The 24,214-nt window shown below is 42.2% G+C and carries 23 protein-coding genes; 15 read left to right on the plus strand and 8 right to left on the minus strand.

Annotated elements, in window-relative coordinates:
* Positions 1–182 precede the first annotated feature (182 nt).
* From PAT01_RS11965 to tolC, 3 genes are all read right to left on the minus strand, one after another.
* Positions 183–755: a toxin co-regulated pilus biosynthesis Q family protein gene (locus PAT01_RS11965; RefSeq protein ID WP_024031547.1), complete on the minus strand. Its 573-nt coding sequence runs from the start codon at positions 753–755 to the stop codon at positions 183–185.
* A gap of 38 nt (positions 756–793) precedes the next feature.
* Positions 794–1,723 carry an LpxL/LpxP family Kdo(2)-lipid IV(A) lauroyl/palmitoleoyl acyltransferase gene (gene lpxL / locus PAT01_RS11970; protein WP_054983765.1) on the minus strand — a complete coding sequence of 310 codons (930 nt, stop codon included), beginning with the start codon at positions 1,721–1,723 and terminating at the stop codon, positions 794–796.
* A gap of 97 nt (positions 1,724–1,820) precedes the next feature.
* A complete protein-coding gene (tolC, locus tag PAT01_RS11975) occupies positions 1,821–3,176 on the minus strand; it encodes an outer membrane channel protein TolC (RefSeq protein WP_154945546.1) in 1,356 nt (451 codons plus the stop codon).
* 150 nt (positions 3,177–3,326) lie between these two features.
* On the opposite strand from tolC, the gene PAT01_RS11980 reads away from it, so the two are divergent.
* The 10 genes from PAT01_RS11980 (at position 3,327) to PAT01_RS12025 (ending at position 14,184) form a co-directional block, all read left to right on the plus strand.
* Positions 3,327–3,953, plus strand: a complete 627-nt coding sequence (locus PAT01_RS11980; protein ID WP_004587962.1) for an NUDIX domain-containing protein — start codon at positions 3,327–3,329, stop codon at positions 3,951–3,953.
* A gap of 26 nt (positions 3,954–3,979) precedes the next feature.
* Complete coding sequence (locus tag PAT01_RS11985; protein WP_024031550.1) at positions 3,980–4,438, plus strand: DUF1249 domain-containing protein; 459 nt, start codon at positions 3,980–3,982, stop codon at positions 4,436–4,438.
* Complete coding sequence (locus PAT01_RS11990; protein WP_096041194.1) at positions 4,425–5,210, plus strand: metallophosphoesterase; 786 nt, start codon at positions 4,425–4,427, stop codon at positions 5,208–5,210. The genes PAT01_RS11985 and PAT01_RS11990 overlap by 14 nt, the downstream gene beginning before the upstream one ends.
* Positions 5,195–5,764, plus strand: coding sequence for a YqiA/YcfP family alpha/beta fold hydrolase (locus tag PAT01_RS11995; RefSeq protein ID WP_004587965.1), 570 nt, complete (start codon positions 5,195–5,197; stop codon positions 5,762–5,764). Before PAT01_RS11990 ends, PAT01_RS11995 begins: the two co-directional genes overlap by 16 nt.
* A 26-nt stretch (positions 5,765–5,790) precedes the next feature.
* Entirely contained in the window at positions 5,791–7,680 is a 1,890-nt protein-coding gene (parE, locus tag PAT01_RS12000; RefSeq protein ID WP_055254871.1) for a DNA topoisomerase IV subunit B, read from the plus strand.
* Positions 7,681–7,710: 30 nt separating this feature from the next.
* Positions 7,711–8,805: a PQQ-dependent sugar dehydrogenase gene (locus PAT01_RS12005; protein ID WP_024031553.1), complete on the plus strand. Its 1,095-nt coding sequence runs from the start codon at positions 7,711–7,713 to the stop codon at positions 8,803–8,805.
* A gap of 10 nt (positions 8,806–8,815) precedes the next feature.
* Entirely contained in the window at positions 8,816–11,110 is a 2,295-nt protein-coding gene (gene parC, locus PAT01_RS12010; protein WP_121637001.1) for a DNA topoisomerase IV subunit A, read from the plus strand.
* Between the two features lie 169 nt (positions 11,111–11,279).
* Positions 11,280–11,993, plus strand: coding sequence for a 1-acylglycerol-3-phosphate O-acyltransferase (locus tag PAT01_RS12015; RefSeq protein WP_154945547.1), 714 nt, complete (start codon positions 11,280–11,282; stop codon positions 11,991–11,993).
* Complete coding sequence (rraB, locus tag PAT01_RS12020; RefSeq protein ID WP_004587970.1) at positions 11,993–12,328, plus strand: ribonuclease E inhibitor RraB; 336 nt, start codon at positions 11,993–11,995, stop codon at positions 12,326–12,328. Before PAT01_RS12015 ends, rraB begins: the two co-directional genes overlap by 1 nt.
* Before the next feature lie 680 nt (positions 12,329–13,008).
* Positions 13,009–14,184, plus strand: coding sequence for a polysaccharide lyase family 7 protein (locus tag PAT01_RS12025; protein ID WP_154945548.1), 1,176 nt, complete (start codon positions 13,009–13,011; stop codon positions 14,182–14,184).
* 54 nt (positions 14,185–14,238) lie between these two features.
* On the opposite strand, the gene PAT01_RS12030 is transcribed toward PAT01_RS12025, so the two are convergent.
* The gene (locus PAT01_RS12030) at positions 14,239–15,210 is read right to left on the minus strand and encodes a zinc transporter ZntB (RefSeq protein ID WP_029772374.1); all 972 of its coding nucleotides are present in this window, start codon (positions 15,208–15,210) and stop codon (positions 14,239–14,241) included.
* Positions 15,211–15,488: 278 nt separating this feature from the next.
* Between PAT01_RS12030 and PAT01_RS12035 the strand changes: the two genes are divergently transcribed.
* The 3 genes from PAT01_RS12035 to PAT01_RS12045 are packed head-to-tail and all read left to right on the plus strand — an operon-like array spanning position 15,489 to position 17,878.
* Positions 15,489–15,917, plus strand: a complete 429-nt coding sequence (locus tag PAT01_RS12035; protein WP_004587973.1) for an ATP-dependent zinc protease family protein — start codon at positions 15,489–15,491, stop codon at positions 15,915–15,917.
* A gap of 10 nt (positions 15,918–15,927) precedes the next feature.
* Positions 15,928–16,833, plus strand: a complete 906-nt coding sequence (rimK, locus tag PAT01_RS12040) for a 30S ribosomal protein S6--L-glutamate ligase (protein WP_004587974.1) — start codon at positions 15,928–15,930, stop codon at positions 16,831–16,833.
* Entirely contained in the window at positions 16,820–17,878 is a 1,059-nt protein-coding gene (locus PAT01_RS12045; protein WP_024031557.1) for a succinylglutamate desuccinylase/aspartoacylase family protein, read from the plus strand. Before rimK ends, PAT01_RS12045 begins: the two co-directional genes overlap by 14 nt.
* A 74-nt stretch (positions 17,879–17,952) precedes the next feature.
* On the opposite strand, the gene PAT01_RS12050 is transcribed toward PAT01_RS12045, so the two are convergent.
* From PAT01_RS12050 to recQ, 4 genes are all read right to left on the minus strand, one after another.
* The gene (locus tag PAT01_RS12050) at positions 17,953–18,525 is read right to left on the minus strand and encodes a mechanosensitive ion channel domain-containing protein (RefSeq protein ID WP_096739123.1); all 573 of its coding nucleotides are present in this window, start codon (positions 18,523–18,525) and stop codon (positions 17,953–17,955) included.
* A 70-nt stretch (positions 18,526–18,595) separates the two neighbouring features.
* Entirely contained in the window at positions 18,596–20,305 is a 1,710-nt protein-coding gene (locus PAT01_RS12055; protein ID WP_154945549.1) for a POTRA domain-containing protein, read from the minus strand.
* Positions 20,306–20,451: 146 nt separating this feature from the next.
* Positions 20,452–20,736 (minus strand): DUF3630 family protein, encoded by a 285-nt coding sequence (locus tag PAT01_RS12060; protein WP_029772370.1) that lies wholly within the window; start codon positions 20,734–20,736, stop codon positions 20,452–20,454.
* Between the two features lie 7 nt (positions 20,737–20,743).
* The gene (recQ, locus tag PAT01_RS12065) at positions 20,744–22,567 is read right to left on the minus strand and encodes a DNA helicase RecQ (protein WP_054983758.1); all 1,824 of its coding nucleotides are present in this window, start codon (positions 22,565–22,567) and stop codon (positions 20,744–20,746) included.
* 134 nt (positions 22,568–22,701) lie between these two features.
* Between recQ and PAT01_RS12070 the strand changes: the two genes are divergently transcribed.
* A complete protein-coding gene (locus tag PAT01_RS12070; RefSeq protein ID WP_004587980.1) occupies positions 22,702–23,157 on the plus strand; it encodes a thioesterase family protein in 456 nt (151 codons plus the stop codon).
* A 130-nt stretch (positions 23,158–23,287) separates the two neighbouring features.
* A complete protein-coding gene (gene rarD / locus PAT01_RS12075) occupies positions 23,288–24,205 on the plus strand; it encodes an EamA family transporter RarD (protein ID WP_004587981.1) in 918 nt (305 codons plus the stop codon).
* Positions 24,206–24,214: the final 9 nt, after the last annotated feature.

A 24,214-nucleotide genomic window follows, 5' to 3' on the forward strand; every position in this document is an offset into this window, starting at 1 on the left:
TGCTGTGTTATCGCCTATTTATGTGGAATAACCACACTTCATAGGCTCTGTCTTGCCTAAAAACCAAACATGCTGCTGCAAATTCAACCATCAAAGTTCAACACGCCCTCGAAACATAAACACTAAAAACCCAAGCACAGGCTTGGGTTTTTATTATGTATGGGGTTGGTTTATTTACGCTGCTAAGTATTAAGCTTTAAACAATTGCTGCGCACAAATTCAGAGGGCAGCTCAGTGATCACCGCTGCGCGCTGTTTGTGGCAAAGGTAGGTATACACTTCGTATTCAAAGTCATCATTAATTGCGCGGCCAACTTGATAAAGCGCTGATGTAAAACTGCTATCAACCCTAAAATGATCTTTTACAACGTAATCTTTACTCAAATACCAATATAATTGAATACCTTCGCTTTTAGCGTATTGGTTAAGTACGTCTTTTAACGTTGAGCCGTTTTCAAAGCGTCTTGGTGCACTTGTTCCTGTCCAGCTAGCAGGCATGGGGTCAACGGCTCTGCCGCGCTCTGCTAAAACACGATCAAGTGTTTGCTCGGGCTTTTTAAGTTGTAATACAAACTTATCGCGCTCCCTATCGGATTTAACTTGGTTACGGATAGACGAATAAAAGCGAGAAAGCCCCTCGGCAGCTGCGTTTTTACTCTCTTTTATGTCAAACAATGGACCCGTACCAACTAACACATAGGTAGCTAGTAAGATTAATGCAACTGCTAGTATTAAATGCTTAACCCAAAACCACATAACTCATGCTCATTTATTATCATTATTTATTTATACCACTACTTTTTATAAAAAGAAGGGGTATTTTTATCAGGGCGTGTTTTAAAACGGCGGTGCAGCCACATGTATTGCTCAGGCGCTGCGTTAATTGATTGCTCAACGCGCTGATTTACACGTGTTACATCTGCTTTATCATCGCCGCTTGGGAAATTTTCAAGCTCAGGTACAATTTCTAAATGGTATTTACCGTGCTCATCACGACGACTAATTAGGCTCATGGTTTCGCAGTGTTTACTTGCTGCAAACAGTAATGTACCTGTAGTTGTTGCTGTATCTGGTACTGCGTAAAAAGGCACAAATTCACAGCGGTTACGGCCGTAGTCTTGGTCGGGTAGGTAATAACACACCTTTTTATTTTTTAGTGACTTTAACAAGCCTTTTACGTCTTTTCGTCCAATTAAATACTCGTTAGAACGAAGACGGCCATTGGTTGTAAAGTATTCCATGAGTGCATTGTTGTGTGGGCGGTAAAACCCCAGCCCTTGGCATTTAGTGCCCATAACACGACTCGCCATTTCTAAGTGTAAAATATGCGGCACCAATAGCAATACGCCTTTACCTTGAGCCTGCACGCGCTCAAAGTGCTCTAATCCTTTAATAGAGCCATACGCTTTTTTAACGCGCCACTGCGGCCACCACCAGGCCATGCCAGTTTCAACCATGGCAATTCCGGTGTTTTCCATGTTTTTTAGCACAAGCTGTTGTTGCTCGGCTTCGCTCATATCAGGAAAACACAGCTTTATATTAACCTCGGCAATATGGCGACGACGTTTCATAAATTTGTGTACTAAGCGCCCTAATAACTTACCTAAGCTAAGCTGAATTTTTTGTGGCAACCACGAAATCAAATACAAAAAGAAAACGCCAATCCACGTTAGCCAATAACGAGGGCCTAAAAACGAGGCTTTAAAAGGAGATGAGGTGACCACAAAATACTCTCTAAAATAAAAACGCTAGTTTAACGCTTAGTGTTATAAAATACAAAAAGCCAGCAATGGCTGGCTTTAAACGCTACTTTTTAACTTATTAGGCTTTTTTTAAGCCTTGGTTAATACCCAGTAAATCGGCACTTGTTAGTGTACCTGCAGCTTGCTTTAAGCGAAGCGTAGATAACACGTAACGATAGCGTACATCAGCTAGGTTTCGTTTTGCATCGTACAGGTTTTGCGTGCTTACAAGCACATCAACAATAGTACGCGTGCCTACTTCAAAGCCAGCTTCTGTTGCTTTAAGCGCACTTTGCGCTGATACCACAGCTTGCTCTAGAGCTTTGTAAGTCGCGATGTCTGATACAACCTGGTTGTATGAGGTAATAACGGTACGCGTTACGGCGCGGTAATTTGTTTCGTAATCTTGGCTGGCTGAAACATAAAACGCACGGGCTTGTTTAGTTGCAGCTACGGTTGCGCCGCCTGTGTACAGAGGAACACTTAAATTAACGGCAACCGATGTTGAGTCGGCACGTGGTTGGTCGTTAAAGCTTAAACCATTTATATTTTGGTCAGTTAAAGAATCACCGTAGCTGGCATCAAGTGTTAGCTTTGGGTAGTGGCCAGCTTTAGCAAGCGTGATCTGATCCTTAGCAATATCAACCGTGACTTTAGCCACTTGTAAACTGATATTATTGTTCTCAGCTACTTTTACAAAGTCAGTCGGTTTTTTAACCGGTTTTACTGTTGAAAATGTTTCGGTGTTTAAAAAATCAAGTTTTGCGTGGTACTTACCGGTTATTTCACGCAGTTGCTCGCGTGCGGTTTCAACGGCATTACTGGCAATAATTTCTTGTGCTACTGAGTTATCGTATTGTGCTTGCGCTTCGTGAACATCTGTAATTGCTGTAAGGCCAACTGCGTAGCGCTGTTTGGTTTGCTCTAACTGGCGTTCAATGGCACGCTTTTCGGCTTGCACAAATTCAAGGTTATCAATGGCGCTTAATACGTTAAAATAGCCTTCAGCAACGCGCACAATTAAGTTTTGTTTTGCGTTATCGTATTGCGCATTGGCTTGCAGCGCTTGTTTTTCGGCAATATCGAGTGTATTCCATGCGCCTAAGTCGAATAAGGTTTGGCTTAAACTAACACCACGCGTGAATTGGTCGGTATCGCTGTTTATTTTAACTTGGTCAGCTAAATTACCGACGCTTTGAAAAGAGGTAGAATCGCTTTTTTCATAGCCCATGCTTACGCCAATTTGCGGCAGTAATGCACTCATTGCTAAATCGCTCTCGTAAGATTGCGCATCTGCTTGGGCTTTTGCTTTTAAAACGGTGGGATCGTTAGCAGTAGCAATTTCAAAAACTTGCATTAAATCTTCAGCACTTGCTGTGGTTGTGCCTAATGCGCACGACAAACTAACGAGCGCTGCAAGGATGTTCTTTTTCATGTTAGGTTCAGTCCTTAGACAAATTTTGTACTAAAAGCATGGTAACGTGTTTTGCTTAATAACTAAAAAAGAAATTAGTAAAACTGTATGTTCAAATGTAACAGAATATATTAACAAACTTTAATCGTTTAAATAAGCGGGATGTATAATATGGCAGATAAAAGCTTGGTTCAATTTACACATAAAGATGTGAGCTTAAAAGCAGTTAAAAGTCTGTATAATGGCTTTTTTAAGGTGGATATGTATGAGTTTGAGCATAGCCTGTTTAATGGTGGTACATCGCAACTTATAAAGCGCGAAATACTAGAGCGGGGCGATGCAATCGCTGTTCTACCTTATGATGTAACTACGCAAAGTGTACTTTTAATAGAGCAAATACGTATTGGCGCTATTAACAGCAAACACTCGCCCTGGCTGCTAGAATGTATTGCCGGTATGACCGATGGCAGTACCGATTACGAAGGGGTGGTAAAAAAAGAAGCCTATGAAGAGGCTGGGCTTGAGCTTACTGACCTTGAATTTATGCTCTCTTACCTTTCAAGTCCGGGCGGTACCACTGAGCGCTTACATTTATACTTAGCACGGGCAGATTTAAGCCAAGTACAAAGTGGTGTATATGGCCTTGAAAGCGAAGGTGAAGACATTAAAACCCATATTTTAAGCCTTGATGATGCGCTTTCGCGCCTCAATAACGGTGAAATAGATAACGCGGCAACGGTAATCTGTTTACAGTGGTTGGCGTTAAATCGTGAAAAAATAAGCAGTAAGTGGACATAATTTTAACTTTTTAATACGGCGGTACTTTGACAGCACTTTTAGCAACCCAACGATATATTCAGAGTCTCCCAAAGTACATGACGCTTTGCGAGCATAATTACGTACGTCTTTCAAAACTATTACCTAAAGAGCGCAGCGCTAATAGTGTGCGTAAAGTTAAATTAGGTCATAGTGAATTTGCCATTATCATTGACGATAGTGCTAAGTACACACTGGATATTTCTATCAAACAGCTAACAGGGATGGTTAAAGGCGTTTCTCCTTTGTATTTAACAGTCAGGCTTTATCAAGATGCAAAAGTGGCTGAAATTATTCACCACGATTACCATCAACGGATAAAGCCATCTTATGGTTATCCAAATCCTAAAATGCACCAAAAAGATGAAAAGTATCAACTTAATGCATTTTTATATGACTGGTTAGTAGCCTGTGTAGAGCATGGCCGAGCAGTACTAAACTGGGATATAAACAATGGCTTGGTTTGATGAGCATTATCACTTTAACCGCTCATCGCTGCGTGTTGCGCATATAACCGATAGCCATTTATTTGCCGACCCTAACGCAGAGTACTTTAACGTAAACACCGCCGCGCATTTTGCACAAGCATTAGCGCACATGGCCACGCAGTCATTAGATGCGGTTATATTTGGTGGTGATTTAACACAAGATCATAGTTTTGAATCTTATTTATTATTTGCCGAGCTTATTAATAACGCTGATTTGACCTGCCCAGTATTTTGGGTACCAGGCAATCATGATGAGATTGCCATGCTTAATCGCATCAGTGGTGGGCAAATAGTGTCAGCTAAACGCATAATCGCACAAGGATTTGAGCTGCTACTTATAAATTCAAAAGGCCCTACACCTGCAGGGTGGGTGTCTAGTGAGCACTTAAATGAAATCGCGGATTGTTTAGCAAGTTCGCAATCACAGCATGTGGTGTTTTGTCATCACAACCCGCTTGCTATTAATGGCTATCTTGATAAACACATGCTTGAAAACGGCCCGCAATTATTAAACGTGTTAGTTAATAGTGCTAATGTAGCGGCGTTGCTGCACGGTCATGTGCATAATCACTATACGCAAACTTTTAGAGAGCTGAGTATTTATGCAACGCCCGCCAGTTCGGTGCAATTTACAAAAAATTGCCCGCAATGGCAGCAAGAAAACCACGGCCCCGCTTATCGAATGTTGCATTTAACTACACAGGACAATGCTTTAACAGTTAAAACGGATGTTGTATGGTTAAACGCGTAATTTATATTCATGGCTTTAATAGTTCTGAAAAATCATATAAAGCTGTGCGCTTTGGCGAGCTTATGGCAAACTATGACGTTGACTATTGCGTACCGCGTTTAAATCACGAGCCCTTACAAGCTATTTTACAGCTTGAGCATTTATTAACGCCAGATACCGCGTTACTTGGGAGCTCACTAGGTGGGTTTTATGCCACCTACTTGTCGCAGCGTTATAACCTGCGAGCAGCATTAATAAACCCAGCAGTAGCACCATTTAACTTATTAGCGCCGCTTATTGGCCACAATTATAATCCGTATCAAGATTATCATTATGAGTTAAATACCAGCCACATGGATGCTTTAAAAGCATTGTATGTGCCTAAATTAACATCCCCCGAATTGCTCTATTTGTTGCAGCAAACGGGAGATGAAGTGTTAAATTATCAACACGCAGTAAATTATTTTTCACAATGCAAACAGTTAGTTGAGTTTGGTGGCGATCACAGCTTTGTTGGTTTTGAACGCACCTTAGATAGTATTGTAGAGTTTCTTAAATTACCTAAAACAAATTAGCCTAAGCGCATATAAAGATAAAAATTATGAGTCAGCAAAATTATAACGCCGAAGCCATTGAGGTTCTCAATGGATTAGAGCCGGTAAAACGCCGCCCTGGTATGTATACCGACACGGTACGTCCAAACCATTTAGGCCAAGAGGTTATCGATAACAGTGTCGATGAAGCCATGGCGGGCCATGCCACTAAAATTGATGTGATCTTACACGAAGATAACTCTCTTGAAGTTATAGACGATGGCCGTGGTATGCCTATAGATATTCACCCTGAGGAAGGTATTCCTGGGGTGGAGCTGATTTTTACCAAGCTGCATGCAGGTGGTAAATTCTCTAACAAAAACTATCAGTTTTCGGGCGGTTTACACGGGGTAGGTATTTCGGTTGTAAATGCGTTATCGCACCGTGTTGAAGTAACGGTAAGGCGCGACGCTCAACAATTTAGAATGGCCTTTGAAAACGGCGATAAAGTTGAAGACTTAAATGTAATTGGCACTGTTGGTAAGCGCAACACCGGTACAACCGTTCGATTTTGGCCCGATGCGAGTTACTTTGACTCAGCTAACTTTTCAATTACTAAATTAAACCACCTATTAAAAGCTAAAGCGGTTTTATGCCCAGGCTTGCGCATTAAGTTTGTTAATAAGCAAACTAAAGAAACTCAAGAATGGTTTTACGAAACAGGCTTAAAGGATTACTTAATTGAAGCTGTTAAAGGCTTTGAAGTACTGCCAAAAGACCCATTTGTAGGCGAGTTTTCAAGCTCGATTGAAGGGGCTGATTGGGCTGTTGTATGGCAACCAGAAGGCGGCGAGTCGATTGCGGAGAGCTATGTAAACCTTATTCCTACCGCACAAGGTGGTACACACGTAAATGGTTTGCGCCAAGGCTTACTTGAAGCAATGCGCGAATTTTGTGAATTTAGAAACTTATTACCGCGTGGCGTAAAGCTTACCCCAGATGATATTTGGGAGCGCTGTAGCTATGTGTTATCGGTAAAAATGCAAGACCCACAATTTGCTGGTCAAACGAAAGAAAAGCTTTCTTCTCGCTCATGTGCAGCGTTTGTATCGGGTGTGGTTAAAGACTCATTTAGCTTATGGTTAAACGAGCACACTGATACTGCAGAATTGCTTGCAGAACTGTGTATTTCAAATGCACAGCGCCGATTGCGAGCGGCTAAAAAAGTAGTGCGTAAACGCGTCACCTCAGGCCCAGCGTTACCCGGTAAACTAACCGACTGTAGTGCCGCCGATAACGACCGTACAGAACTATTTTTGGTAGAGGGTGACTCAGCAGGTGGCTCGGCTAAGCAGGCGCGCGATCGTGAGTTTCAGGCAATAATGCCACTGCGCGGTAAAATTTTGAATACGTGGGAAGTTGAATCAGGGCAAATATTAGCCTCGCAAGAGGTGCATGATATTTCGGTGGCGCTGGGTATTGACCCAGACTCAACTGATTTAACCGGCCTGCGTTATAATAAAATTTGTATATTGGCCGATGCTGACTCGGATGGACTACACATTGCCACCTTATTGTGTGCTTTGTTTGTGCGTCATTTTCCGCAACTGGTTAAAACAGGACATGTATACGTAGCTATGCCACCACTGTTTAGAATCGACATTGGTAAAGAGGTGTATTACGCCCTCGATGAAGATGAAAAAACAGGTATTTTGGCCCGCATAGAAGCAGAGAAAAAACGCGGTAAAGTAAACGTGCAACGATTTAAAGGGCTGGGCGAAATGAACCCGCTGCAGCTGCGCGAAACGACAATGGACCCAAATACTCGCCGCTTAGTGCAACTCACGCTAGATGAAGAAGAGCAAACATTAGAAATGATGGATATGCTACTTGCTAAAAAGCGCTCGTCAGACAGACGCCAGTGGCTAGAAGATCACGGTAATAAAGCACAGGTATAATAGGCTTGTGTTTAACACTTGGAGAGGCAAATGAATAAAATACTAGGAAGTTTATTATTGCTTGGCTTAACAACAGCCCCAGCAATGGCAAAAGACATACTAGACAAACTCACCGTAGCACCAGGGTTTGAGGTAAGCTTATTTGCTGATGATGTTGAAAATGCACGCCAAATAGCAGTATCAAAAAAAGGCATTGTTTACGCAGGTTCGCGCAAAGCAGGAAATGTGTATGCGTTAATCGATCATAACAGTGATGGCGTAGCAGATAAAAAAATGGTGATTGCTGAGGGGCTAAACATGCCCTCTGGTTTAGCAATTAAAGATGGCGACTTATACGTAGGTGAAGTACACCGTATTATTCGCTTTAAAAACGTAGACACGCAGTTAAAAGACCCTAAATTTGACGTAGTTTACAACGCGTTGCCATCGGATCGTCACCACGGGTGGAAGTTTTTACGCTTTGCACCCACCGGAGAGCTTATTATTCCGGTTGGTGTTCCGTGTAATATATGCGCCGAAGATGAGCGTTACGGGCGTATTTTTGCACTTGATGTAGAAACCAAACAAATTAAAACAATAGCCCAAGGGGTACGCAACTCAGTGGGGTTTGACTTTCATCCAAGCACGCAAGCATTATGGTTTAGTGATAATGGCCGCGACATGATGGGTGATGATATTCCACCTGATGAAATTAACCGCGTAAGTAAAGAAAATGAGCACTTTGGTTTTCCTTACGTTCACGCCGGTGCCATTGCAGATCCTGAGTTTGGTAAAGGTAAAAACATTAGTGACTACAGCCCGCCAGCGCTTGCGCTAGGTGCTCACGTTGCGCCCCTTGGTATTCATTTTTATACCGGTAAACAGTTCCCGGGCTCTTACAAAGAGCAGCTATTTGTTGCTGAACATGGCTCGTGGAATCGTACTAAAAAATCAGGTTATAAAGTGGCTGTAGCCAATGTAGAGCAAGGGCGTATTACTAAATACACGCCATTTATTACCGGCTTTATGCATAACGAAACAACCTTTGGACGCCCAGTTGCATTTGCACAATTAAATGACGGCAGTCTGCTAATAAGCGACGATTACGCAAACGTGATCTACCGCGTAAGCTATAAGAAAAACTAGGTAAGCTTTAATGAGTGATACAGATACCTTGCTAATGCAAGGAATTGAACAACAAACAATGGGGCGTTTTACCGAAGACGCCTACTTAAATTACTCTATGTACGTAATTATGGACCGTGCATTACCGCATGTTGGTGATGGTTTAAAACCGGTTCAACGTCGTATTATTTATGCTATGAGCGAGCTGGGTTTATCGGCCGCTGCTAAATATAAAAAATCGGCTCGTACGGTAGGTGATGTATTAGGTAAATACCACCCGCATGGCGACAGTGCCTGTTACGAGGCTATGGTATTAATGGCGCAGCCGTTTTCTTACCGTTACCCATTAGTCGATGGGCAAGGTAACTGGGGGGCAGCAGATGACCCTAAATCGTTTGCAGCAATGCGTTATACCGAAGCACGCTTATCAAAGTTCTCTGAGGTATTACTTAAAGAGCTAGGCCAAGGCACCGTTGATTGGACGCCAAACTTTGACGGCACTATGGACGAGCCATTAGTGTTACCGGCGCGCTTACCGCATATTTTGTTAAATGGCGTAACGGGTATTGCAGTAGGTATGGCAACCGATATTCCACCACATAATGTGCGTGAAGTAGCCAGTGCCTGTTGTTTATTACTTGATAAGCCTAAAACCGAGCTTGATGAGTTACTTGAGCTTGTGCACGCACCCGATTATCCAACCGACGCTGAAATAATTACCCCAAAAGCCGATATTCATAAAATATACAAAACCGGCCGAGGCTCAATTAAAATGCGCGCGGTGTATACTGAAGAGCATGGCGATATTGTTATTACGGCGCTACCGCATCAGTGTTCAGGGGCTAAGGTGCTTGAGCAAATCGCGGCGCAAATGAATGCTAAAAAGCTGCCAATGGTCGCTGATTTACGAGATGAGTCTGATCACGAAAATCCTACCCGTATTGTGATTGTACCGCGTTCAAACCGCATTAAAGCTGAGCCGTTAATGGCGCACTTATTTGCCACCACCGACCTTGAAAAAAACTACCGTGTAAACTTAAACATGCTAGGCCTTGATGGCCGCCCGCAAGTAAAAGACCTACGCAGTATTTTATCTGAGTGGCTAACGTTTAGACGCGAAACAGTACGCAGGCGCTTACAGCACCGTTTAGATAAAGTACTGGCACGATTGCATATTTTAGAAGGTTTACTTGCTGCCTTTTTAAATATTGATGAAGTAATTGAAATTATTCGCACAGAAGATAAACCAAAACCTGTGTTGATGGAGCGCTTTGATTTAACCGATACTCAAGCCGAAGCCATTTTAGAGTTAAAACTTCGTCATTTAGCAAAACTAGAAGAATTTAAAATACGTGGCGAGCAAGATGAGCTGGCCAAAGAACGTGACAAGTTAGAGCTAACGCTTGGCTCAGACCGTCGTATGTCAACGCTTCTTAAAAAAGAAATTCAAGAAGCGGCCGACATGTATGGCGACGATCGCCGCTCACCTGTTATTGAGCGCGTAGAAGCTAAAGCACTGAGTGAAAAAGATTTAATTCCTTCAGAGTCGGTAACAGTCGTGCTTTCTGATAAAGGCTGGGCACGTGTTGGTAAAGGCCATGACATTGACGTAGAAGGGCTTAATTACCGTGCTGGCGATGAATACAAAGCCTCCGCTAAGGGTAAGAGTAATCAGCCTGCGGTATTTTTAGACTCAGCAGGGCGTGCATTTGCAACCGATGCGCACAGCTTGCCATCAGCACGTAGCCAAGGCGAGCCAATGACTGGGCGCTTTAACCTCACCACAGGGGCTAATTTTGAGCACGTGGTAATGGGTGAAGATAATCAAGTGCTACTTATGGCCTCTGACGCGGGCTATGGTTTTATTACTGACTTTAAAGACCTAGTAAGTAAAAATAAAAACGGTAAAGCCTTGGTGAGCGTGCCTAAGGGCGGAATTTTACTCTCACCAATCAGAGTAAACGATGTAGCAACCGATTACTGCATGGCCATTTCGAACGAAGGACGCATGCTGTTGTTCCCACTGCGCGACTTACCAAAACTGGGTAAAGGTAAAGGCAATAAAATTATCTCTATACCAGGGGCTAAAGTGCAAGCACGTGAAGAGTTTGTCAAAGTGCTGGCGGTGGTACCACAAGGCAGTAGCGTTACCCTTCATGCTGGTAAACGAAAGCTAACGCTTAAACCGAGTGACCTGGAGCATTATCATGGTGAGCGCGGGCGTAGAGGTAATAAGTTACCGCGAGGCCTACAGCGTGTTGATGAAGCAGTGGTGGAGTTTACGCCGGCAGATGAGCAAAGTGATGACACATTAGCCGAAGAATAAACCCGAAATATAAACCTCTAACGGCCTGCTTTTGCAGGCCGTTTTTGTTTATCCTGTATTTTTCAGCTTACAGCTGTTCGCTATTGTCTCGTGATCGTCATAAAATCACGTTATAATAGTGAAATATGCGTGGCTTATAGCGCATTGCACACACATTTTGGAGAGAAGTTTGTTAGCTGTTATACGTATTTTAATTATGGTGCTGTTTATATTTTTCAGCTGCGTGTTTGGGTTGTTATTGTCGATTGTGAGACCGTTTCACCCTAATAATGTGCATGTGATAGCCGGCTGGTTTGGCTCAATGGCTAAAATGTTAGGGGTTAAACTTGTCCTTAAACGCCACCCTGATGCGCTTAATATTGGCCCTGCGGTTTACCTATCAAACCATCAAAACAATTACGATTTATTTACGGTATCGGCTATGGTGCCTGAAAACTGCGTTAGCTTAGGCAAAAAAAGCTTAAAGTGGATCCCATTTTTTGGGCAACTTTACTGGTTGTCGGGCAACATATTGATTGATAGAGCCAATCGCTCAAAAGCGGCAGGTACAATTTCAAAAGCCGCTGAAAAAATTAAACAAAAAGGCCTATCTATTTGGGTATTTCCCGAAGGCACAAGAAGCTATGGCCGCGGTTTACTGCCATTTAAAACCGGCGCATTTCACACCGCTTTAAGCGCAGATGTACCCATAGTGCCGGTATGTATGAGCACAACTGATAAAACTATTAAGCTAAACCGCTGGGATAATGGTACAATTTACATTGAAATGTTAGCGCCTATATCACTTGATAAAAAAGTGAATGCCCGTGAACAGGCCACCCAAGTGCATAGTATTATGGCTGCTAAAATAACTGAATTAGATGCTCAAGCGAGAGATAAATAATGGAAAACTGGCGTGAAATAAGTGAAGACATCGTAAGTTCACTACTTGAAGATGGCTCTGATCCTGAAATACTTTATGAAGTTGAGCATCATTTTGTATGCGAAGATTTTAGCAAATTAGAGCAAGCGGCACTGGCTGCCTTTAAATTAGGCTACGATGTTGAAGAACCGGCAGAGCTTGAGCTAGAAGATGGCAGCAAAATTTGGAGCTTTGATATTGTAGTCGAAGCTGAGCTAGACGTTGAAGTTATAATGGAAGACGTTGATAAACTTGCAGCGTTAGCTGTTGAGTGTGACGTTGAATACGACGGTTGGGGCACTTACTTTCAAGAGTAAGGCGTTAGCTAGTTGATAAAGGCGAGCATTTATATGTGCTCGCTTTTTTGTGCACAGAGTAAACATGACTCTTTAAACCGCGGCCTATTTTCAGATATTAATTCATTTTTAGTGTAATGGCGCATTAATACCCCCTTTATTTTGCCTTATTTAACGGCAAAAATTTAATACTTTTCGTGTTACCAATTTTATTTTTGTTATAACCAATTATTATCTTTCATATAAAAAACTTAATTCTCCTTAATTTATTCATTAAAAGTTAAGCTTGTTCATATTCCTATTGGTAATAGGGCTTATTTCGACGTACTACTTATTCATTAAATTGAAAAAATATTTTTATTTATTGCTAACCTGTCCCTAATATATAACCTGTTGAATAGTTATAACTATTTACAAGTTGCAAATGCAATATTTAATAAAACTAATACTTATTTGCTATTACATCCTCTGTTGACATATTGGTAACAAAAAATATAGCCTTTAGCTCGCCATATGGCATTAATATTGGTAAGGCCAATTTAAGGGTTTTAGATTGATTTTTGTAACCCGAGTGTTCTTGCCAAATCTATTCATACACAAAAATAGAAACCTGTTTACACAGGGTGATCTAAGTTTTAGTGACTGACACAAAACTAGGTAGTTAGGTTATTTTTATATTCAGGTTTAAAGGAATAAAGATAATGATTAACCATAAAAAACTGTTTTTTTACAGCGCAATTGCGACAAGTTCAGCGCTATCTCATGCTGCAACAATTAATAATGCAGGCTTTGAAAGTGGCTTTAGTAACTGGAACGAAACCGACCCAGCCGCTATTTCTTCAGATGCTTACAGTGGCTCAAAATCGTTAAAAATTCAGGGCAGTCCAGCACGGGTTTATCAAGTGGTAGATATACAGCCTAACACTGAATACACCCTAAGTGCTTATGTGCTGGGTAAAGGGCAAATTGGTGTAAACGATTTAAATGGTTTATTTAAAAACCAAACCTTTAATGTTTCTTCGTGGACTAAAGTAACAAAAACATTTACCTCAGCAAACACCAATTCACTTCAGGTTTTTGCTAAACATTACAACAACACCAGCGATGTAAGGTTTGATAATTTTGCCTTGGTTGAGGGCAGCGGCAGTAATGATGGTGGCTCAGATGGCGGCAGCGATAACTCAAATGGTTCAACAATTCCTAGCAGCATAACCAGTGGTAGCATTTTTGATTTAGAAGGTGATAACCCAAATCCTCTCGTTGACGATAGCACCTTAGTGTTTGTGCCGTTAGAAGCACAACATATTACGCCTAATGGTAATGGCTGGCGTCATGAGTATAAGGTTAAAGAAAGTTTACGCGCTGCGATGACTCAAACCTATGAAGTGTTCGAAGCTACGGTAAAAGTTGAGATGTCTGATGGCGGAAAAACAATTATATCGCAGCACCATGCTAGTGATACCGGCACTATATCTAAAGTGTATGTGTCGGATACTGATGAATCGGGCTTTAATGATAGCGTAGCGAACAACGGAATTTTTGATGTGTACGTACGTTTACGTAATACCAGCGGTAATGAAGAAAAATTTGCTTTGGGTACAATGACCAGCGGTGAGACATTTAACTTGCGGGTAGTTAATAACTACGGCGATGTAGAGGTTACGGCATTCGGTAACTCGTTCGGTATACCAGTAGAGGATGATTCGCAGTCATACTTTAAGTTTGGTAACTACCTGCAATCGCAAGACCCATACACATTAGACAAATGTGGTGAGGCCGGAAACTCTAACTCGTTTAAAAACTGTTTTGAGGATTTAGGCATTACAGAGTCAAAAGTGACGATGACCAATGTGAGTTATACGCGCGAAACTAATTAATTAGTGACTTATTATGGCCACTCAATTGAGTGGCCATAATAAAAAAACTTTATCTTATAACCATTTTTTATTTTTAAAGTACACGCCAATACCGCCAGTAAGCACAATTAAAAAAATCACAAATGCACTAAATGCATAAGGGTTTTCGGTACCAGGTATGCCACCTACATTTACCCCTAAAAGGCCCGTTAAAAAGCCCAGTGGTAAAAAAAGCGCAGCCACAACCGACATTACATACATGCGTTGATTTAATTGCTCAGACACTTGGTTAGTAATGGTTTGCTGAATAATTTGCGCACGCTCTATGGCGCTATCTAGCTCTTCTAAATAACGAATAAGTAAGTTAGTGGTTTCGTTTAGCTTTGCTTTATCTTCATCTAAAAGCCAAGGGTAATGGTTATTTACCATTAAACTCAACGCTTCTTTTTGCGGTTTTAAGTAACGTTTTAAGGCAATAGTTTGACGGCGTAGTTGAGATAAACCTTGGTTATCAAACTTTTTACTTGGCTCGTCTATTTCTTCTTCAAATTCATCCAGGGTTTCATCAAGCGTATCAATGACACTTTGCATGCGTGATGTCAGTTTTTGCGTAATAGAGCCGACCAACTCTGATATTGAGCATGGGCCGTGGCCAGCATTAAGCTCTGCTAATATATCTTGAATCGAAAGTAAGCGACGTTTGCGCGTTGTGATAACCACAGATTCGCTAATAAATAAACGAATTGACACCATGTCCTCAGGGCTTTGCGCTGGGTTTAAATTTACACCACGCAAAAACAGCATATGGCCATTGGTACTAGGTGTTAAGCGAGGGCGAGTTTCATCAGCAATAAGCGAATCAAGCTCAAAGTCGGTAAGGTGAGCCTGGCTTTTAAGCCACGTTACTGCCTCGCTTTGGCTGTAGTCCATATGTATCCACAGTTTACCTTGGCTAGGGTGCCAGTTATTTAAATCGCGGGTGTTTTCTATGGCGTGCGCGCCGCCTTTTTCATCAAGCACCAGTGCATGCAGTAAACCATTAATCATATTTTAAACTCATATAATAGTGTATTTTTAATACAGTTAACTATAGTGTATCTGCATAGTGCTTTACAAACTTACCTTAACTTTTAATAAGTTAGCGTTAAGGTAAAACCTATATGCAGGCTTTAATTGCTAAATAAGGCACTAAACAGCAAGGCGCGCATTGTGTGATTAGTTCCTATGAAAGATCAATTTAATTTACTCATCGACTAGATAAATTTATTTCGCTGGTGTTTTTTGCGCCGTAGCGTATAAGTCACTTTTTTATTAAGGGCACATTTATGACAGCAAAGTTAACTGTTGGTTGGCGTGAGTGGTTAAGTTTACCCGAGCTTGGCATCGAAAAGATAAAAGCAAAAGTTGATACTGGCGCCCGCACTTCATGTATTCATGCAATTAACATTGAAGAGTACAAAGAAGGCGAAGAAAAGTGGGTAAAATTTATAGTCCAACCATTGCAAGATGACGAACACACTCAGGTTGCTTGCACTGCAAAGGTTAAAAAAATTAAGGCGGTAACCAGCTCAAGTGGGCAGAAAGAGTTACGGTACTTTATAGAAACAAGGTTGTCTGCAGGGCCCCATAGTTGGCCTATAGAAGTTACTTTAACGAGTCGGGCAACCATGAAGTTTAGAATGTTACTAGGGCGTACAGCCATGGAAAATCGTATAGTCGTTGATCCGGCTTTATCTCATTTATTAGATAGTTAAGGTTTTAACTATGAAAATTGGTATTTTATCTCGCAACAGAAATTTATATTCAACGCGTCGCTTAATTGAAGCGGCAGAGGCACGCGGTCACGAGGTAAAGGTGATTGATGCGCTTCGTTGCTATATGAATATAAACTCAGAACAGCCAGAAATTCACTACCGTGGTGAAAATTTAAAAGATTTTGACGCCATTGTTCCGCGTATTGGTGCATCGGTGACGTTTTATGGTTGCTCTGTTTTACGTCAGTTCGAAATGATGGGGGTTTATCCTGTTAACGAATCGGTGGCTATTTCTCGTTCGCGCGATAAATTACGCTCACTTCAGCTGTTATCACGTAAAGGCGTAGGCATGCCGGTAACCGGTTTTGCCAGCAAACCAGATGACGTTAAAGATTTACTAGAAATGGTAGGCGGTGCTCCGGTGGTTATTAAATTACTTGAAGGCACACAAGGCATCGGTGTTGTACTTGCTGAAACACGTAAAGCGGCTGAAAGTGTTATTGAAGCGTTTATGGGTTTAAAAGCCAATATTATGGTTCAAGAATACATTAAAGAAGCCGGCGGAGCCGATATTCGTTGTTTTGTACTTGGCGATAAAGTAATAGCGGCCATGAAGCGCCAAGCGCAAGAAGGTGAGTTTCGCTCAAACCTTCACCGTGGTGGTAGCGCTACATTAGTACGCATTACCCCAGAAGAGCGTAAAACCGCCGTTGCTGCAGCAAAAGCAATGGGCTTAAATGTAGCGGGCGTTGATTTACTTCGCTCATCTCGCGGGCCGTTGGTAATGGAAGTAAACTCTTCTCCAGGCCTTGAAGGGATTGAAGTGGCAACAGGTAAAGATATTGCCGGTATGGTGATTGATTTCATCGAAAAAAATGCTGCTATTAAAGGAACCGCAACCCGTGGCAAAGGTTAAAATTAATCGTCCTTTTACCTTATTAGGTGAAAGTGTTGGCGTGGGCGAGCGTAAAACCCTTGCCTTAGAGGCTGCTAAACTTTACACCCATTCACCGCTCAATATTCCTATTGAAGTGGTTAATGGTGTAATGGAAGGCCCAGTGCTAATGGTGTGTGCAGCTATTCATGGTGATGAGCTAAATGGTGTAGAAGTTGTACGCCAGCTGCTCTCTAAAATAGATGCAAGCCAACTGCGCGGAACCATAATTGCTGTGCCAATTGTTAATGTGTTTGGCTTTATTCATAAATCACGTTATTTACCCGATAGACGTGATATGAACCGCAGCTTTCCGGGCTCTGAGCGTGGATCGCTTGCGGGGCGTATGGCACATATGTTTTTTAATCAGGTGGCGGTACATTGTACCCACATTATTGATCTACATACGGGGGCTATTCACCGAACTAACTTGCCGCAAATACGCGCTAACTTAGATGATGAAGCAACCGCTGATATGGCTAAAGCATTCGGTACGCCAGCGGTTATAAATGCATCCCTTCGTAATGGCTCATTACGTAGTGAAGCCGCTAATTTAGGTATACCGGTTATTACTTACGAAGCCGGTGAAGCCTTACGCTTTGACCCTATTGCCATTGCAGCAGGTGTGCAGGGTGTGGATTATGTGATGCGGCATTTAAAAATGATCCGCGGCAAGCGTCCTAAAAAACTGCCCGATCCTATTATTGCAGGGTCTACAAGTTGGATACGCGCTGAGGTAGATGGCATTGTGCGTGCGCAAGTATCGCTAGGTGAACACGTAGAAAAAGGCCAAGTGCTGGCGTACATAAGTAGCCCATTAGGTGATGCCGAGCTTGAGCTTTTAGCGCCTAAGGGCGGTATTGTGATTGGCCAGCAAACTATGCCACTAGTAAACGAAGGGGATGCGGTATTCCACCTTGCTTACTTTGCAAATGATAACAGCTTAGTAGAGCAGCAGTTAGAGCATTTTATTGACGAAATAAATGATTTAGATGAAGAGCTTAAAACAGCTGAGCTAAATAATTAGCATTATGTTAGCTAGTAAAAAGCCGCAGTGAGGTTTGCCTTACTGCGGCTTTTTTGCGGATATGACTTTTTAAACTATGTCTTTTTAGGGCCAATAATCCGTTTTATTACCGGTGCCTTTGTAGGCTTAGGTTCTTTATTTAATACCATAACCGGGCGTGTCACAAACAGGTTGTTAGGGTAAACAACTCGGTGCCCATCCACATGCTCAAGTAGCACGTTCATTAAACCTAATTCGACAATGCGCCCTTCTATATGGTTTGCGCCATCAACAATACGCACCCAATTTCCCACATGAAAACCATTTTGAATAAACATGAGTAAAAAAGCGGTAAGGTTACTAAGCAGCGACCAAGCGGCAAATAAAGCGACCCCGAGCATAGCAAATAAGGATGAGCCCAAAACTAATAGCCCGCGCAGCTCTATACCCCAAAATATAAGCACTAAGCACAGCACTACAAACGCGAGTATTATTTTTAATAACAGCTCAGCTCTAAATTTACGATGAACATCTACTTTTCCTTTTATGGCTTTTTCGAGCAACTTTTTAGTGACTTTTAATAAAAGAGGAAAAAGTAAAATGGCCATAAGGGTAACAATCAATTTATATTGCGTACCCACTAGCTCTAAAAGCGCAAACAATTCCAAAGTGTGATCCCGTACTTTTTTTAGGTAAATTTAAAGCGCTAGTGTAACGCTTTCGTTTATTGCTCGCTATTTAAAAGGTGTTTTTAACACTTACGAGCCACTGCACCGAATCAACATCGTCGTAGCTATCAAGCGGGGCGGCAATATCAAGGTGGATCATGGTGCCAGAGTTTGCTCTGCTAGGTGCTAAACGCAAACCCACACCAACATTTTTTAAAACATGATCGTTCTCGCCGTTGTCTTCATCGTTAAACCAAGCGCGGCCAACATCAACAAAGCCCGCTGCACCGACTTTAAATAGCTGCAGTAAATCGTACTCCCAGTAATAGCGTTTTTCTAAGCTGACTAAAAAGCTTCGGTCGCCATGCTGGTAATCCATAGGATAGCCACGAAGGCCCGTTTCGCCGCCAAGTGTTAGCTGCTTATCGGCGGTTAGGTTTTTAGCATACTGAGCACGGGCTTTAACAAACCAAGATTGGTTTTCGCTGGTATTTAAGTAGTACTGCACTTCGCTGGTGGCTAAAAAGTTTTCTAGTTGTTTTTGCTCTTTATTCCAATAACCATCCACTTGAGCACTAAAACGCCACAGCGTTCTGTCGGTAGTAAAGTGCGCTTTTTTAGCTTTTAACGAATACACGGCTCTGCTGTCATCATTGCTAAGTGATTCATCTGAGTAGCCTAATAAGGCTTTAATATTCCACCCTAAATTTAAATCTTCGGTGCGCGAAATACTGTCAAAATTACGCACTTTTATATAACTGTCTTCAAACCAATGACCACTCACATAGGGGTAACTTAGTTGTCTGTTTTTGGCCAAGGGAGCAAAGGTTGTTTCTATTTCTGCAAAGCTGTCTTCTTGGTTTACATAGCCAAGCGTTAAGCGCTGTGTCCAGCTATCAGATAATGCTTTAGAGTGGCCTAAAAAAGCGCTAAAAAAATCGGTTGTTTGATCAAACTCACTGTATTCATCACCACGGCGATACAACGACTCTTCTCGCTGTTCAGAAAAGCTTTTAATACCATAGCTATAAGGTGTATCTATGGCGTAAAACGGATAGGTTAGCTCTAATAAGTGGCGCTTACCGTCACTGTTGTCGGCATACTCTAAGCGCCCGCGATACCGGCTAGATAATATATTAGGATCGTCATAAATAAATAAATAACCATTACGATCGCTGTCGGTGGTGCGTGAAAATGACAAGCGCTTGCCCCAACCCAGTAAATTGGACTCGCGAAAGCCAATACTCGATTTATTTTCGCCACCGCTGCGACTAAAGCTTATTTCGGGTAGTAAGGTCCATAAATCGCGAGTTACCACCGTTACATCTACGTTGCCGTCGCAGTTTTCAACCGCGCTTATTTGCGCATCATATAAATAGTTTTGTTGGCGTAATAAACGCTCTGACTCAGCGAGCTTTCTGGCATTGTAATTATCGCCTTGTTTAAATAATAAAATATTACTAATAACGTCTGGCTCGGTTTGAATATGCGCGCGGTTGGCAAAACGAAAAAGCGCGTTATTTTCCTCCTCCAGCTCGGTATTAAAAACGTTAAGTTGTTTAAGGGTAATTGAGGTTATCTGGGCGTCGCTGCGACTATTAATCAGTGTGGTTTTATCTTCAACCTCACGGCGTAAATTATTGCTTTTGTCTGAGTGAGTTTGCACAGCGGAGCAGGTGTTAGTTTTATTGGGTGGTTGTTGTGCAAAGGCCTTAGGCGCACTAAAGCTTACAAGGGCTAAGCTTATACAACAGTGTGCAATCCATTTTCTATTCACCATTCAACCTCTTCAATACTACTGCAAATATGAGTCGTAATATCAGCTTACATCATTGTTATTACAATGTAAGTAAAAGGTATGGATTTTGAAACTAATTAATTGTTACTGTTATACACCTTTGTTAATTAGTGCATATGCGAGGCGTTTTAGCTTAAGTAAAAAGCAAGGGCTGCTAATAAATGCTCGGCTTCTTGGCCTTCGCCATTAATCCAAATACTTTCGCTGTAGTGTTCAAAATTTAAATTAAAGGTTTGCTGTTGATAGCTAAAGCGCAATTGATGACGGTCAGCACCCCCAGCATAGTCAATAATTGTTATTTCATCTGCGTGTAAAAACAGTGTGCTCCACAGCTCAAAGTCTTCATCGTGTGGGGCTTCTACTGGGCTTATAACAATGCATTTATGGGCGTGATTGTATTCAATTTGGGTCATAGTTTACTTAATTGCTAGCAAGGTAATTACGAATGGCCGTTAAAAATTCGCCGCCATATTTATTGAGTTTGGTAAAGCCAACGCCCGACACCTTTAAAAATTCGCTGTCGTTGGTGGGCATTAATTGCGCCATTTCGGCTAAGGTTTTATCGTTAAATACAACGTACGGCGGCACATCGTCGGCATCAGCGAGTTCTTTACGCAGAGCCCGTAAGCGGGCAAATAGTTTTTTGTCGTAGTTAAACTGCGCAAGTTTATCTTGGTATACGTGTTTAGCTTGTAAGCGCGGCTCGGCAAGCTGTAGAGCGTATTCACTTTTAAGCACTGCGCGTGCTGCTTCGGTTAAGCGCAGCGAGGCGCCTTGGGTAATATCTTGGCTTAACAAGCCTTGGTGTATAAGTTGGCGTAATATACTGAGCCAAAATTCACTGCTTTTGTCTTTGCCTATGCCATAGGTGCTGAGTTCGTGGTGGTTGTTGTCGCGTATGCGGCTGGTATTAGCCCCGCGTAATAGTTCTACAATATAGCCTAAGCCAAAACGCTGCCCAGCTCGGTACACACACGAAAGCGCTTGTTGCGCTACTAATGTGCCATCAAAGCTTTTTGGTGGGTTAATGCAAATATCGCAGTTGCCACATTGCTCGCGTTTATACTCGCTAAAGTAGTTTAATAGTATTTGCCGGCGGCATGTTTGCGCCTCGGCAAAACTGGCCATGGCATTAAAGCGTTGTTCTTCTACGCGGCGGCGTTGTTCATCGTCTATGTCTTCAAAAAAGCGCCTAACGCGGCCTATATCGGCGGGATCAAAATACATAATGGCTTCTGCGGCTAAGCCATCACGCCCAGCGCGGCCGGTTTCTTGATAGTAGGCTTCAATACTTTTTGGAATATCATAATGCAGAACAAAACGCACATTTGGTTTATTTATGCCCATACCAAAGGCAACGGTCGCAACGACTATTTGAATATCATCGCGGGCAAACCCGGTTTGCACAAATTGGCGCTGCTCGTTGCTCATGCCAGCATGGTACGCGGCGGCATTTAAACCTGCATCAGCGAGTTTTTCGGCAATGTCATCAACGCGCTTACGGCTAGTGCAGTAAATAATGCCACTTTGATTTTTTTGCTCTTTTAAATAGCGCAGTAGTTGCGCCATTGGCTTGAACTTTTCTTCGATGGTGTAACGAATATTCGGTCTGTCGAAGCTGCCGGTATGTATATAGGGCTGTTGTAATTTTAATTGCTCAACTATATCAAAGCGGGTCGCTTTATCGGCCGTGGCGGTCAGTGCCATCATAGGTACATGGGAAAAGCGCTGCTTAAGCTCATTTAATCTAAAGTAATGAGGTCTAAAGTCATGCCCCCAATGCGATACACAATGTGCTTCGTCAATTGCAAATAAGCTGATATTTAAGTGGCTGAGTCGCTCGGTAAATTCATGCTGAAGCACTTTTTCAGGGGCTACATACAGTAATTTTATTAGCCCTTGGTGCAATTGTTGGTACACTAATTGTTGCTCTTCGCGAGCCAGGCTATTATTAATGTAAGCGGCTTTAACACCTAATGCTTGCAGTTGAGTTACTTGGTCTTGCATGAGCGAGATAAGCGGTGAAATTACCACAGTAACCCCTTCGAGCACTAACGCTGGTACTTGGTAACACACTGATTTACCGCCGCCTGTAGGCAGTAGTACCAAAGAGTCTTGGCCATTAATGGCCGCGTCGATCACCGCTTTTTGGCCATCACGAAACTCGCTGTAGCCAAACACTTGTTTAAGAACCGTGTCAGGCTTGCGGACCAATGTGCTAGGTGTAGGGGTTAGAGTATTCATCGGCGGCTATTTTAGTGTTTTTTTTATAGGATGTCTTTAGCTTAGAGGTAAATGATTTAATTAGTGCCTCGTGGTTTTGCTTCAGGTATGCTTAACTCATCGTACCAGTGTTAATTTAAACATAGAGAATAATAATGAATAAAGAAATGTTAATTGAACAAGTTGGCGCACTGTTTGTAAATGGCATGCCATTTAATCAGTTTTTAAATATCTCGGTAGAGTCGCTCAGCCCTGAGCAAGCTAAAATTACCTTTCCCTGGCAGGATGTATTTATAGGCAATCCTGCACAAAAAATTCTTCATGGCGGTATTATATCGGCGGTGCTCGATAATGTGGGCGGCATGCTTGCAGCAGCCAGTGTTATTGATAAATTAACCGAGCTCGATATCCCTAGCGTACAGCAAAAGCTGGCTACCTTAGGCACTATTGATTTGCGCACAGATTATTTGCGCCCTGGCAAAGGGGAGACATTTACAGCCAGTGCTACTTTGATCCGCTCTGGTAATAAAGTGTGTGTATGTAGAATGGAGCTACACAACGAAAAGGCAATCCAAATCGCCTTTGGTACAGGTACGTATTTAGTAGGTTAAAGCTGCTAATTACGTACGGCTAAAATAAAAAGCTTTGCCTTGCGCTGAGCTTTAGTTACCGCAAAATAAATCACTTAATAGCGCGAATTGGTATAAACTGTCGGCCTTTTAGTATGAATAAGTAGTATGTATGTCGATTGCAAACGAGCAGCGTAAAGGCGGTATTTTTGCCTGTTTAGCTTTTTTAATGTGGGGCTTAGCGCCTATTTATTTCAAACAAATACAGCATGTTTCTGCTTTTGAAATTTTAACTCACCGTGTTGTCTGGTCTGTGGTTTTTTTAGTGCTTGTGGTCAGTGTGCTCAAATATTGGGATAAGGTTAAGCGCATAGTTGCCCAGCCAAAAATTATTTTAATGTTAGTACTTACCTCTTCTATATTGGGCTTTAATTGGGGGCTGTTTATTTGGGCGGTTAATAATAACCATATGCTCGATGCCAGTTTAGGGTATTACATAAACCCATTACTTAATGTGCTGTTGGGCATGCTATTTTTAGGCGAGCGGCTGCGAAAGTTACAAGGGTTTGCAGTGTTTTTAGCCTTTGCGGGCGTAGTATTGCAATTGGTCAGTTTTGGCTCGTTTCCGGTGGTGGCGTTTTCGCTTGCCACGTCTTTTGCTATTTATGGCTTACTGCGTAAAAAGTTACCTGTTGAAGCGCTGCCAGGCATTTTACTCGAAGCCCTAATTTTACTGCCGGTTGCATTAATTTACTGGTGGGTAATGGCACCAACGCCTACTTCCGACTTAGCCCTAAACGATTGGCATACCAATGCGCTGTTAATTAGTGCCGGTATTATTACTACGTTGCCGCTGCTTTGCTTTACCGGAGCGGCCAAACGTTTGCAGTACACAACATTGGGCTTTTTTCAGTACATAGGACCAAGTTTAATGTTTATGCTTGCTGTGGTGTTTTACGATGAAGTATTTGATGCAGAGCGGGTGATTACGTTTGCCTGTATTTGGAGTGCACTGGCTATATTTACTTGGGACTCTTATCATCAATCGCGTAAGCGTAAAAAAGCGGCTGTTACCGCCGCCGAAGTTTAATACCTATGC

The sequence above is a fragment of the Pseudoalteromonas atlantica genome, from assembly GCA_007988745.1.
Taxonomy (GTDB): Bacteria; Pseudomonadota; Gammaproteobacteria; order Enterobacterales; family Alteromonadaceae; genus Pseudoalteromonas; species Pseudoalteromonas atlantica.